The 12718-nt window shown below is 61.0% G+C and carries 13 protein-coding genes; 8 read left to right on the top strand and 5 right to left on the bottom strand.

The window, feature by feature from the left end; all coding sequences use genetic code 11:
- Positions 1–3: 3 nt before the first annotated feature.
- Positions 4–654, bottom strand: a complete 651-nt coding sequence (locus DESPR_RS05985) for a methyltransferase family protein (RefSeq protein ID WP_169701538.1) — start codon at positions 652–654, stop codon at positions 4–6.
- Positions 655–893: 239 nt separating this feature from the next.
- Here DESPR_RS05985 and DESPR_RS05980 point away from each other — a divergent pair, with 239 nt between their 5' ends.
- From DESPR_RS05980 to DESPR_RS05970, 3 genes are all read left to right on the top strand, one after another.
- Positions 894–1574, top strand: coding sequence for a response regulator transcription factor (locus DESPR_RS05980; RefSeq protein WP_015723913.1), 681 nt, complete (start codon positions 894–896; stop codon positions 1572–1574).
- Positions 1571–2962 (top strand): sensor histidine kinase, encoded by a 1392-nt coding sequence (locus DESPR_RS05975; protein ID WP_015723912.1) that lies wholly within the window; start codon positions 1571–1573, stop codon positions 2960–2962. Before DESPR_RS05980 ends, DESPR_RS05975 begins: the two co-directional genes overlap by 4 nt.
- Before the next feature lie 284 nt (positions 2963–3246).
- Positions 3247–4338 (top strand): cytochrome-c peroxidase, encoded by a 1092-nt coding sequence (locus DESPR_RS05970; RefSeq protein ID WP_015723911.1) that lies wholly within the window; start codon positions 3247–3249, stop codon positions 4336–4338.
- Positions 4339–4447: 109 nt separating this feature from the next.
- On the opposite strand, the gene DESPR_RS05965 is transcribed toward DESPR_RS05970, so the two are convergent.
- A complete protein-coding gene (locus tag DESPR_RS05965) occupies positions 4448–4732 on the bottom strand; it encodes a hypothetical protein (protein ID WP_015723910.1) in 285 nt (94 codons plus the stop codon).
- A 196-nt stretch (positions 4733–4928) separates the two neighbouring features.
- Between DESPR_RS05965 and DESPR_RS05960 the strand changes: the two genes are divergently transcribed.
- The 4 genes from DESPR_RS05960 to DESPR_RS18380 all read left to right on the top strand — a co-directional run bounded on the left by DESPR_RS05960 (position 4929) and on the right by DESPR_RS18380 (position 7303).
- Positions 4929–5405 carry an RNA polymerase sigma factor gene (locus DESPR_RS05960; RefSeq protein WP_015723909.1) on the top strand — a complete coding sequence of 159 codons (477 nt, stop codon included), beginning with the start codon at positions 4929–4931 and terminating at the stop codon, positions 5403–5405.
- On the top strand, positions 5402–5983 hold the full coding sequence (locus DESPR_RS05955) for a glycogen-binding domain-containing protein (protein WP_015723908.1): 582 nt from the start codon (positions 5402–5404) through the stop codon (positions 5981–5983). The genes DESPR_RS05960 and DESPR_RS05955 overlap by 4 nt, the downstream gene beginning before the upstream one ends.
- Positions 5980–6300 carry a glycoside hydrolase gene (locus DESPR_RS05950; RefSeq protein WP_015723907.1) on the top strand — a complete coding sequence of 107 codons (321 nt, stop codon included), beginning with the start codon at positions 5980–5982 and terminating at the stop codon, positions 6298–6300. The genes DESPR_RS05955 and DESPR_RS05950 overlap by 4 nt, the downstream gene beginning before the upstream one ends.
- Positions 6301–6370: 70 nt before the next feature.
- Positions 6371–7303, top strand: a complete 933-nt coding sequence (locus DESPR_RS18380) for a hypothetical protein (protein ID WP_043769727.1) — start codon at positions 6371–6373, stop codon at positions 7301–7303.
- Between the two features lie 69 nt (positions 7304–7372).
- Here DESPR_RS18380 and DESPR_RS05940 read toward each other — a convergent pair whose 3' ends face one another.
- From DESPR_RS05940 to DESPR_RS05930, 3 genes are all read right to left on the bottom strand, one after another.
- The gene (locus tag DESPR_RS05940) at positions 7373–8143 is read right to left on the bottom strand and encodes a glucose 1-dehydrogenase (protein ID WP_015723905.1); all 771 of its coding nucleotides are present in this window, start codon (positions 8141–8143) and stop codon (positions 7373–7375) included.
- 140 nt (positions 8144–8283) lie between these two features.
- Entirely contained in the window at positions 8284–8721 is a 438-nt protein-coding gene (locus DESPR_RS05935; RefSeq protein WP_015723904.1) for a glycine zipper domain-containing protein, read from the bottom strand.
- A 22-nt stretch (positions 8722–8743) separates the two neighbouring features.
- Complete coding sequence (locus DESPR_RS05930) at positions 8744–9103, bottom strand: hypothetical protein (RefSeq protein ID WP_015723903.1); 360 nt, start codon at positions 9101–9103, stop codon at positions 8744–8746.
- A 568-nt stretch (positions 9104–9671) separates the two neighbouring features.
- Between DESPR_RS05930 and DESPR_RS17145 the strand changes: the two genes are divergently transcribed.
- Complete coding sequence (locus tag DESPR_RS17145; protein ID WP_015723902.1) at positions 9672–12620, top strand: sensor histidine kinase; 2949 nt, start codon at positions 9672–9674, stop codon at positions 12618–12620.
- Positions 12621–12718 lie beyond the last annotated feature (98 nt).

The following is a 12718-nucleotide window of genomic DNA, read 5'->3' as shown; positions in this document are numbered from 1 at the left end:
CCATCAGTGAGCGCCGAGATGGCGGGCAGCGGCGACGACGGAGTCCGATTGCAGCACCACGGCCAAATGGAGGATCAGGTAGGACCAGAAAAACCAGAGGATCTCCTGCAACGAACGGCGCACATGGCGGGGCCGCAGCGGATAGGCGTCCGGTTCGACGAGCGGGAATCGCTTGGGGCAAAATCGGGGCACCCGCTGCCTGTACGCTTCGTAGTCCTGGCCGAATTTCCGCTGCAGATTCCGTTCCTCGGCCAGGACAACCACGGGATAATAGAGCAGAAAGGCAAGGACGACAAGCCCCAGGACGGCGAGATGCCGGCTTGCCAATCCCAGGCCGATCGCCCCGACAAAACTGCAGACATAGAGGGGATTGCGGACAATGGCATAGGGCCCCTCGGCGACGACCCGATCTTCCTTGTAGCCGCTGATATAGAGGCTGCTCCAGATACGACCAAAGGCCGCCAGGACGACGAGCGCCAACCCCGACATATCCATCAACAGCCCGATGCTCGCATTGCCCCGCCAGGAGGGCGGCGTGGTGAACAGAATCACCGCGCAGAGGAGAATCACGACGAGGGAAACGGGTTGCCGCAGTTTGATGGCCCATGCAAGGATGTCGTATTCGGTGGTGCAGTTCTGTGGTGAAACAAGCATGTTTTTTCTCATACCTTTCGTTGGCTCCTGAACGTGAATACCGGGAACACCCGCTGCCGCTAAAAGACGGGTTCCCATCTCCTGGAAGCATTGCTTCCTTTATGGCCGCTGCTTACCACAGCCTTGATGAAGAAATGATGAACAGGGACCGCCGCTCTTCATCGTTTCTTCATGTCAACGGGCTATAACGGCGCAGAGGCAGGGCAGGAAAAGAACAAACGAACAGCAAGGAGAAGGGCATGCGGGTGTTGATCGTGGACGATGAACCGGAATTGCGCGAGCAGATCGCGCTGAGTCTGAGGCAGCAGCAATACACCGTGGACACGGCCGGTGACGGAGCCCTGGCCCTGGAAAAGGTGTTTGCCGATCCTTTTGACCTGATCGTGCTTGACCTCATGCTGCCGGAAAAAGACGGATTCACGGTCCTGCGGGAACTGCGTGCGGAGGGGGTGAAGACCCCGGTGCTGATGCTGACCGCCAAGGGCGAGGTGGACAGTCGGGTCAAGGGGCTGGATCTGGGGGCCGACGATTACCTGCACAAGCCCTTTTCCATGGCCGAACTGCTGGCGCGGATTCGAGCCCTGCTGCGGCGCAGCCATGAACAGATCAGTCCCGTGCTGACCATCGGCAACATCCGCCTGGACACCAACACCCGGATCGTCACCCTCGACAACCAGCCGGTCAGCCTCACGCCCAAGGAGTTCAGCCTGCTTGAGTTTCTCTTTTACAACCGCAACCGGGCCATCTCCCGTTTCACCATGGCCGAGCATGTCTGGGGCGACGCCTTCGATCCGTTCACCATGTCCAACAACATCGACGTCCACATCAAGAATGTGCGCAAGAAACTCAACGATCAGGGCGGACGGATCATCGTCACCGTTCGTGGCGTGGGCTACATGGCCAAGGACGAGCAGGCATGAAGATCCGCAACCGCATCACCCTGTGGGTCAGTCTGGCAGGGTTGGTCTCAAGCGTGGTGCTGTCCTTGATCGTTTTTTTCTGGGGCCTGGAAACACCCTACGAATTTCTTGACCAGGAGTTGGAGATCCGCGCCCACACCCTGGTCGATGAACTGGCCCGCGAACAGGCAAGCGGCGCCCGAATTGGCGGCGAAGCCCTGGAGCATTTTTCCCATCTCTACTGGGCGCGGCTGTACGATGCCGACGGGCGGTTGCTCTTTGCCTCGCGGATGGCGCGGGAAATCGATCTGCCGCTGCACAGCGGCCGCAAGGGGTACCTGACCCGCACCGACATCCCGCTGAACCGATTTTACAGCGACGAAGAGGACGAACCCGCCGCCTTCTGGAACCGGGTCTTCACCGTGCCAACGGATGGCGTCATGTATCGGGTGCATGTCGCCCGGCCGGTGGAGAGCCTGGTGGGCGAGTCGATCGAATCGGCGGTCATGATCGGCTCCGCCCTGCTCGCCTCGGCCCTGATCCTGATCGTGGTCAGTTATCAGGTGGCCGGCAGGATCTTGCAGCCGGTGCAGGAGATCAACCGCTTGAGCGCCGAGATCACGGAAAACACCCTGGAAAAGCGCATTCCGCTGGCCGGCAACCGCGACGAGATCGACGAATTGGCCGCTTCGCTCAACGCCATGTTCAACCGGCTGCAGTATTCCTTTCTTCGCCAGAAGGAGTTCGTGGCCAATGCCTCCCATGAGCTGAAGACACCTCTCACCCTGCTGCGACTGTCCATGGAAGAAATGTTGCAAGACGGCCAGCTGCCAGTCCCGATGCAGGAACGGCTGCTGACCCAGGAACGGACACTGACCCGTATCAGTCAGCTGGTGAAAAGCTTGCTCGACCTCTCCCGATTGGAGATGTCGGAATCGCTCGAACGCACGACCTTTTCCCTCAACGCCTTGATTGCCGCCGTGGTCGACGAGTTTCAGCCCCTGTTGCAGGAACGGCGGCTGCGGTTCACCAGCCGGCTTGACGGCGAGCTGCGCGTCCACGCCGACCAGGAAAAGATGCGCCGGATGCTGATCAATCTCTTCGACAACGCCATCCGCTACAACCAACCGGAAGGCGAGATCCGCTGCCAGACCAGGACCGAAGGCGGCCAGGTCGTCCTGGTCGTGGCCAACACCGGCCCGGGGATCGGCGTTGCAGACCAACAGCGGGTCTTCGATCAGTTCTTCCGTTGCGAGCAGTCGCGTTCCACCACCCATGGCGGCTCGGGTCTGGGACTGACCATCGTCAAGCGAATCGTCGAACTGCACGGCGGCAGCATTGCCGTGGAGAGCACCGCCTCCGCCTGGACCGCCTTCACCGTCACCCTGCCCTTCGGCTCCCCCGGCTGACAACCGCCCATGGTTGACGCCCACGCCGCGATCGACGCCGCCTGCCTGTTGTCCCCTCCGAACCTGCTGACCGATTGCCCCCACACGACATCCGGCGGCAACTCCCCCCGCGGAACCGTCTCCCGCATTTTTTTTGTAACCTTTTCCCGACCGCCACGTTCTTTGATTGGAGGGTTGCCGGCAAACCGGCTCGGGTCCGGTCTGCGTGCGCAGTCCTCAACGCCGTCGCCGCCTTGACCACATGATCTGTCCAGGCGGAGTCACCCCAACACAAGGAGGGAACCATGAACAAACGTTTTGCGTGCAGTACCCTGTTGTTGATTTCGGCAGCCTGTGCCGGCCCTTTGTTCGCGGCCGGGCTCACCCAGATGGAACAGTTGGGAAAAATCATGTACCAGGACAAGGATTTTTCCTACAACCGCACCCAGTCCTGCCAAACCTGCCATCATCATGTCGCCGGGTTCGCCGACCCCACCAACATGCGTGATCCGGCCAGCACGGTGGTTTCGCTCGGAGCGGATGGGGTCAGCAAGGGCGGGCGCAACGCCCCCTCGTCGGCCTATGCCGGCTTTAGCCCCGAACTGCAGAAAAATGATGCTGGTGAATATGTCGGCGGCATGTTCTGGGACGGCCGGGCCACCGGCTTGAGCGAGAACTTGGCCGATCCGCTGGCCGAGCAGGCCCAGGGGCCGCCGCTCAATCCGGTGGAGATGAACATGCCCCGCCTGGAAGCGGTGGTCGATGTGGTGCGCGCCTCAAGCTATGCCCGCCTGTTTCGCAAAGTTTTTGGCGGCACTTCCTTGGACGACTATGCAGTGGCCTGGGATAATATCGCCAAGGCCATCGCCGCCTACGAACGCTCACCAGAGGTGCAAGCGTTCTCTTCCCGTTTCGACAGCGATCAATTGAACAGCCAGGAAAGGAGAGGCAAGGATCTGTTTGTGGCCAAATGTAGCCAATGCCATTCCATGGATAAGGTTGCGGGCGCCAAGGGGCCGCTGTTCACCAACTATACCTATGCCAATATCGGGTTGCCCGAAAACACAGAGGATAACGTGCCCGGCGATGATTTCGGCCTGGGTGGATTCCTCGCCACCGCCGAGGCGCCGGCAACGTTTCAGGCGGACGCCGACAGCCAGCGCGGCAAGTTCAAGGTTCCGACCCTGCGCAACATCGCCTTGACCGCCCCCTATGGCCACAACGGCTATTTCGCCACCCTGCGGGAAATGGTTGTCTTCAAGAATACACGGGATACCGGCGAATGGCCCGCGCCGGACGTCAAGGACAACATGACGTCGGAAATCGGCAACCTGGGCCTGAGCGATCAAAACGTCGATGATCTCGTCGCCTTCCTCATGGCCCTCACCGACCTGTGACGAAACGGGTCACGCAAGACCGGAAACGGAATAGTGAACCGTTTCCGGTCGCACCGTGGAGGCCGGGCGGAGGGAGGCACACCCTTTCCCCCGCCCGGGCCGATGGTGCTCACCCCTGGCAGGAGCCGTCCTGGAGTTGATCCCTCTCCAGATCACCGTTTTGCTGGCCGAACATGATCCGAATCATATCGCTGACCCCAACCAGCAACTGACCATCCGTGCCCTGCTCGATGGCATCCTGACACGAGCCGTCCCGGCTCTGGGTGCGGGTCCGATCACCGCTCCCCTTGCCCGCCGAGGTGCCCTTGCCATTCCCCGCCATGGCCGGCATCGCCAGGACGATGACCGCTCCGGCCACCAGCAGTATTTTTCCTCCGATTTTTCCAGTACGCATAGGTGCACTCCTTGTGTTGCGATCGGAGAGGGCGGAAAGCGCGTCGCTCCGCAACGTGAACCTCTCCGGTCGATGTATGACGCTATCCTGTGAACGTCTGGCCATGCGGAAGGTTACAGTTTTTTTCTCAAGAAAAAATGGCTCGATTTTCAGAAAGTTGTAACTCTCCGACACGCGAAGGGTTATCAAGGCAAACATGGAGCGATTTCACCGTTTTTATAGCGAACACAGAGACAAGCTGTTTGGCTACTTGCTGCGCAAATCAGGCAATCAAGCCCTGGCCGCCGATCTGACGCAGGAGACCTTCACCCGCTATATCGAACGATACCGCCTGCGGGAGTTGAGTCTTGCCCTCCTGTTCACCATTGGCCGCAATCTCTATTATGATCATGTCCGTCAACGGCGGCAAAAGGCTGATGCCGCCAGCTTGCTGCCAGCGACAGCGGTGGATGAGGAACAGGCGTATATCCTGCGCGAGGATTCCCGCAGGATGCTCGACGCCTTGCAGCAGCTTGACGATGAGGATCGGGACATTCTTGCCCTGGTGGTGAGCAGCGACATGACCTACAAGGATATTGCCGCCGTCAGGGGATGCAGCGAGGCAACCATCAAAGTGCGGGTTCACCGGGCCCGGCAAAAACTCCGACAGCTCGTCTCCAAGGAGCAGAGATGAACGATTATTTGATCAGTCTCTACATCGACAATGCACTGGATCTGGATGAGAAAATCACCTTTGTCGAAACCGTGCACGCCGACAGGGCCTTTACCGAGGAAGCAATCGCCCTGCTCAGACAGGAACAGCGGCTGCGCGTGGTCCTGCCTGCGCCGCCGTTGCCCGTGCCGACCTGTGCCAAGACCACGGAGGCTGAACCGCGCGGGTGGCTATCTTGGCTGAAACCGCTTGCGGGCGTTGCGGCCGCCGGTCTGCTGGTGGCGCTGTTCGCGCTGCTGCGGCCGGAGCATCCGGAACATCCAATCAAGGTGACGGAACCGCACCGTTTCGTGGTCTATTTTCCCGACACCACCCAGGCACGCATTGTCGGCACCTTTACCGATTGGCGTCCCGTGGTCATGGAACCGGTGGGCACCAGCGGTTACTGGACCCTCACCTTGAGGGTTCCTCCAGGCGAACACCGCTACAGTTATCTGGTCGGTGATGGCCGCAAAATTGCCGATCCCACGGTCGTGCTCCGCGAACAGGATGATTTCGGGGGCGAAAACTCGGTGATCGAGATCGGAGCGTCCATATGATCCGTTTGCTCCTGATCGTTCCCTTTGTGGGGCTGTTAGGGGGCTGCGCCCCCCAGCACACGGCCGTCGTGCACGACGATACCGTCACCCTGACCCTGCGCGCACCCAAGGCGGCCACGGTGCGGTTCGCGAGCTCCATTGATCGCTTCGCCGTCCACCATGCAGCCAGAAACCGGGAGGGCACCTGGCTGGTAAGCGGCTTGCCCAATATCGAATTTCAATATTTCTACCTGGTGGATGGCCAAGTCATGGTGCCGGATTGCCGATTCAAGGTCAGCGACGATTTCGGCTCTGTCAATTGCAGGAATCTCCCCTAGGAGGCAGAGCACGAACATGGTTCAAGGAACACGACAACAACGATTCAAGAGGAAAGGGATGTCTAAGCACATGATATACGCACTCCTCCTGCTGATGATGACGCTAGGGTCAGCCAGAAGCGAGGAAACGGGAACCGCTTCGGTCGGACCCGAACGGCAAGCCGTGGTCCGGCAACTTGTCCGGGCGGGCATGAGCGAACAGGAGGCGGTCAACCTGGTGGATGGGATGGCGGAGGCGCGTTTTGGATTAGCCGACATGGGAGAAATTGTCCATCAGGTGCAGGCGGCGCAGCGCGAGCCGCAGAGTCTCGCCGCGATCGACAGCAAGGTGCACGAGGGAATCGCCAAACAGGCCGAACCGAGAGCCATTGTCCATGCCGTCACCAAGGTACGGGAACGCCATGCCTTTGCCATGAACATCGCGACAACCATGGCACGGGATTCCCAACGGCAGCTGGCGAACATCGTCGCCGACAGCCTGACCTCCGGCCTCACCCACGGCGACGCCGAACAGACTGCCGCCGCCCTCCAGAAGCATACCCAGGCAATGGGCGAAGAAGACGGCCTGCGTTTGGCCACGGCGACCATGATGACGGTGCGCGACATGGTACGGGTAGGTGTCACCTCACCAACAGCGGCGGCAACCGTCACCCGCGCCTTGGCCCGCGGCTACGCGGAACAGGATATGCAAACCCTGCGGCTGACCTTCAATGAGCAGCGCCTGCAGGCAAACACGGAAGCGGTCGCCCAGGGCTATTTGCACGCCATCGACCAGGGCGTCCCTGCGGGACAGTTGAAGGGATACGGCCATCCTTCCGCTCCGGGAACCTCAAACAACAATGCACATCATGGGGTCTCGGGAGGAAGCAGCTCCGGCGGGAGCGGCGGCAATGGCGCGGGCGGTGGCAAATCAGGCCATTCCGGCGGCGCCGGAGGCAAAGGTGGGGGCGGCGGTTCCGGAGGAAAAGGAGGGGGTGGCGGTGGAGGCCGGGGCGGACGCTGACCCCCGGTGAACACATCGGCCACGCCTCGCCCGCCGAGGGGCACAGCCGTTCTTCACCTGCCCGCGCGATCATTCCACATAGATCATTTTCCTGGTCATGCCGCCATCGACCACAAAGGACTGGCCGGTGATGAAGGCGGCCTCCTCGGACAGCAGATAGGCGGTCAGGCTGGCAATGTCGCGCGGCACTCCCACCCGGCCAGCCGGATGCTGGAGATGATCCGCGTCGGTCAGCGGCGCGAGGTCCGGCACGGCTGCTTTCCGATAGGCGCGGACATCGATCCAGCCGGGAAGGATCACGTTGACCCGGATGCGGTGGGCAAGGCTGATGGCCAAGGCATGGGTGAGGGCAACCAAACCGCCCTTGGAGGCGGTATAGGCCTCGGTGTTGGCCTCCGACTGCAGGGCGCGGGTGGAGGCGATGTTGACGATGGCCCCCCGCCGCTGCTGCAGGTGCGGCACCGCATGTTTGGCCATGAGAAACGCGCCGGTCAGATTGGTGCGCAGCATCCGCTCCCACTGGGCAAGCGCGAGCTCGGTGACCGGCGTGGCCCCGGGATCGGCAATGCCGGCATTGTTGACCAGGCCATCCACACCGCCGAACCGGGCCACGCTGGCGCGAATGCAGCCAGCGACCGACTCCTCGTCGCCAACATCGGCGTGGATGAAACAGACTCGTTCAGGCGTATCGAGCCGGGCCGCCAGCTCTTCCCCGGCTTGCCGATCACAATCGGCAATCACCACCGCGGCTTCCCGCTCCAGCAGCAACTCGACGATGCCGCGCCCGATTCCCTGGCCGCCGCCGGTGACCACCACCACCTTGCCTCGAACCTCCGCCATGTTTCCTCTCTCCCTTGGCCGCCTCGCTGTCTTTCCCTGACCGCACCGCGCACAAATGGGCCATTCGGTTGAACAACCAGCAAAAAGGCTTGCCCCTGAATCGAGGCAAGCCGGTGAAAAAACCGTTGCGAACTCCGTGGTTATTGAATTTCCCAGTGTCCGTCCCGATCGCGGCAGGCCGTGGCTTGGGTCTTTTCCGCCTTGCCGTTGATGACCACGTTGATTTCCGCGCGGCGGCACACCTGTTGCGTGGTCGGATTTTGATACGCTGGTTCGGGCACCACCCGGTACTGGTTTCCCTTGTCCGGATTCACCCACGCGGAGGGTTGATGCGACACCCCGCGCTCATAGCTGTGGTTGAGTTGTTCGCGGTCGTACGTGTCCATCTCGTTGCCAACGATATAGCCAACCAGGGTGCCGACCGCGGCGCCGATCAGGGTAGCGCCGGTATCATGGCCAATCGCCTGGCCAATCGCCGCGCCCACCGCCGCGCCGCCGGCCGCGCCCGTCTGTCCTTTGGTGGCGCACCCGCCGCCGGCAAGAACGACGAGAAGCAGAATCAACAGTAGATATCGCATCGCGTTCCTCCCCTTGGGTCGGTCAGTTTCTGATTTTTGCTTCGGTCCGGGCGGGATTTTTGGCCAAATGCCGGTACTGGTTCACGGCCAGCTCGGCAAAACGACCAACAATCCGTGGAAGGTCGGAGTTGTTCCACACCCCGGCAAAGGCTTCCCCGGCCCGGAGCGTTTCATCGATGACAAAGGGCTCGCCTTCCAGTTGCAGCCGCAGCTCGTCGGCGCGGAGCGTAATCGCCCCCTCGGAAATTTTGGTGAACAGTTCCTGCACACACCAGACAAATGCCTTTTTCACGTCCTCGGTGGACTCGGCCTCGTTCACTTTTTTCCTGAATTTGGAGATCAACTCGTTTTCAACCTGGGTAAAGGACTTCTGCTGGGTCATGATGCCTCCTGGATCTCAGGTTATGGGGATACCGCACGATACGCCTTGTGTCGGCTGCCGAAGGAGGAATGAAGAGCCCGTCTTGGGGCCGCTTCCTTTCTCCTTTTGAAGAGCAAAGGGGCTGGACAGTACGTTTTTATAATAAAAAAAATATGCATCATGAACAAGAAAGATCAATGGAGAGAAAGTGAAGAGAAAATGGAGAGAAGGATGCGCGAACAGCAGATGGCAACATGCTTATTGCTCAACCCTAGCCGTACATGATCATTGAGGAAAAAATCCTCCCCCGGTCGGAAATCGCCTTTCACCAGGCGAGAAATAGGTTTATCTTTATCTTTGATCAATCAACGTGTCGCCTGCCACCCTGAGCGCCCCGCCGCAGTGGCAGGTTTCGGCCTGGCACGGCAGTAGTTGGAAGCAAGGTGTCAACGGATTGTGGAGGGGAGCGTGATGAACAAGAAGTAGGACGGACAGCAGCGCTCATCGAGCTGTTTGCTCACGGGCGAGGGGAAGGACTGGTTGCATTTCCAAGCGGAAAACATGCCGTCGGCAACGGATGGAGCTACCCATGGCCAGCACAGAAACCCACAAGAAAAAACCGGTCGACTCGGACCTGAGCAGCGCCCCGGCAACCGTCGATCCTCACCACGCTGACCACCACCCGTTGGCCACAGTCGGCTGGTTTACCCTCGACAGTCACGGCCGGCTGGTAGAGGCCAATCGCGCCACCGCCCACATGCTTGGCCTCCCTCTTGAAACGTTGCCTCACCGGATGTTCTCCGCCTGCATCCTGCCCGCCGACCAGGAAATCCACGCCGCCTTCCACGAGCAGCTCCTTGCCAGCGGGCAACCGCAGGAATGCGAGCTCCGCTTGTTGGGCCCCCAGGGGTCGGTCTTCCTAGCGTATTGCAACGGCACTCTGAACGCGGATCAGGACGGCATGCCCCGCGTTCACATGGTGCTCATCGACATCACCCAGCGGCGGAAGACGGAGGACGCGCTTCAGGAAAGCGAGGAACGTTACCGCCAGCTGGTGCAAAACGCCAACAGCGCCATCATTCGCTGGAAAGAGGACGGCACCATTTTGTTTTTCAATGCCTTTGCCGAGCATTTTTTCGGCTACCCCGCAGCCGAGATCGTGGGCAAACCCATCAACCTGCTGCTGCCGGAGCAGGATTTCAACGGCTCCGATCTCTCCGGGCTGACCGAGGACATCGTCCGCCACCCCGATCGGTATCTCACCAATCAAAATGAAAATCTCTGCCGCGACGGCCGCAGGGTGTGGGTACACTGGACCAACAAGGCCATCTGTGACGACCATGGCGAGGTGCGGGAAATCCTCTCGGTGGGCAATAACATCACCCCTCGCAAGCGGATGGAGGAGGCGTTGCGCGCCAGCCAGGCCACCTTGGAGGCGGCGTTGGCAAGCATGACCGACGCGGTGTTTATTGCCGATACCGATGGGCGGCTGGTACGATTTAACGACGCCTTCGCGGTCTTCCACAAATTTCCCGACAAAAACGACTGCCCCCGAACCCTGGCCGAATACCTGGCCGTGCTCGAGCTGTCCTCGGCCGACGGCGAACCGATGCCGCCGGAAAACTGGCCGGTCATGCGGGCGCTGCGCGGCGAGGCGGTCAGCAACGCGGAATACACGCTCCGGCGGAGAGACACCACGCAAACGTGGATGGGCAGCTACAGCTTTGGCCCCATTCGCGACAAACGGGGTACGATTATCGGCGCCGTGGTTTCCGTCCGCGACATCAGCGAGCAAAAGCGGTTGGAAGCCGACAGGCAGCGGCAATACAGCACGTTGCAAGGCATCAATCACTTGCTCGCGGCCACCCTCAACTGCCAGACCGAGCAGGAACTGGGAGCGATCTGCCTGGAGATTGTCCAGCAATTGACCGCCAGCGACTTCGGTTTCATCGGCGAGGTCAACGACCGCGGCCTGCACGACATCGCCATCAGCGACCCAGGCTGGGCGGCCTGCTCCATCGCCGACAACGGCAACCGCCACCAGCCGCCCGGCAACTTCAAGCTCCACGGCCTCTATGGTCGCGTTTTGCTCGACGGCCAGTCCCTGTTCACCAATGACCCGGCCAACCATCCGGACCGGATCGGCTTTCCTCCAGGCCATCCGCCGGTGGAGACCTTCCTCGGGGTGCCTCTGCGCCAGAATGGAAAGGTGATTGGCATGGTGGGGGTGGCCAACCGGGCAAACGGCTACACCCAGGCCGAGCAGGAAACCCTGGAAGCTCTCGCGCCGGTGATTGTCGAGGCCTTCATGCGCAAACGGGCCGAGGTGGCCCTGCGGGCGGGCGAGGAACGGCTCCGGCTGGCGCAGGAGGCGGCCCAGGCCGGCTCCTGGGAATGGGATGTGTTGACCGGCGGCATGGCCTGGTCCGAGGAGCTTTGGCACCTGTACGGGCTGGAACCGGGCAGTGCTGAGCCCTCCCCTGCCCTTTGGCGCCAGGTGGTCCATCCCGAAGACATCCAGCGGGTGGAACGAACCATCCGTCACGCCGTGGTCGGCGGCGGCGAGATCAACACCGAATGGCGGGTGGTGACAAGCAGCGGCGACTGCCGCTGGCTGATGTCCCGGGGAAAACCGATCCTCGACGATGCCGGCCGGGCCACTCGCTATCTCGGGATCGTCATCGACATCACCAGTCGCAAGCAGGCGGAAATCCTGCGGGAAAACGAAGTGGGCCTGCGGATGGCCCAGCAACAGCTGCAAGTCGCCAACGAGGATCTAGGGCGGCGGGTGGCCCAACGTACCTTGGAGCTGGAGGAAACCCAGAAAAAATTCCTCCATGCGGAAAAACTCTCGGCCATCGGCAAACTGTCCGCCTCCATCGCCCACGAGTTCAACAACCCCTTGCAAGGTATCCTCTCGGTTCTCAAAGGGTTGAAGAAACGAGCCATCCTGGAGGCGGAAGACCGGGAACTGCTGGAAGCGGCCATCGCCGAAAGCGACCGGATCAAGGAACTGATCCGCGGTTTGCAGGATTTCAACCGCCCTTCCTCCGGGCGGAAGACGCTGATGGATGTGCATCGCTCGCTCAATTCGCTGCTGTTGTTGCACAAGAGCGATTTCAAGGAAAAGCGAATCGTCCTCCAACGCAATTTCGCCGACAACCTGCCGCAGATCATGGCGGTCCCCGACCAGATCAAGCAGGTTCTGCTCAACCTGCTGACCAACGCCGCCGATGCCTGTCACCATCCCGGCGGGATGATCACCATCACCACCTGGCACGATGACCAACAGGTGGCCATCGCCATCCAGGACACCGGCAGCGGCATCGGCCCGGAGGAGCTGGAGCTGATCTTCCAACCCTTTTACACCTCCAAGCCCGAGGTCAAGGGCACCGGCCTGGGGCTGTCGGTCAGTTATGGCATCGTCAAGCACCACGGGGGAGAAATCCTGGTCGACAGCGCGCCGGGGGTCGGGTCGACCTTCACCGTGCGGCTCCCCATCAACGGCCCTTTGGAACAATCGGCCATTGGCGATTGACCTTTCCCCCATCCGCGCCCCATGCAGCCGCGAATCGGTCCGTCGCCCGGACACGTCCCCCGCCCCCAGTAAGCGTATGGATAGTGTGGCTATCTATT

Origin of the sequence: Desulfobulbus propionicus DSM 2032, from assembly GCF_000186885.1 — a bacterium.
Classification (GTDB): Bacteria; Desulfobacterota; Desulfobulbia; order Desulfobulbales; family Desulfobulbaceae; genus Desulfobulbus; species Desulfobulbus propionicus.
The sequence above is the reverse complement of the archived record's forward strand: the minus strand, read 5'-3'. Positions and strand labels throughout refer to the sequence as shown.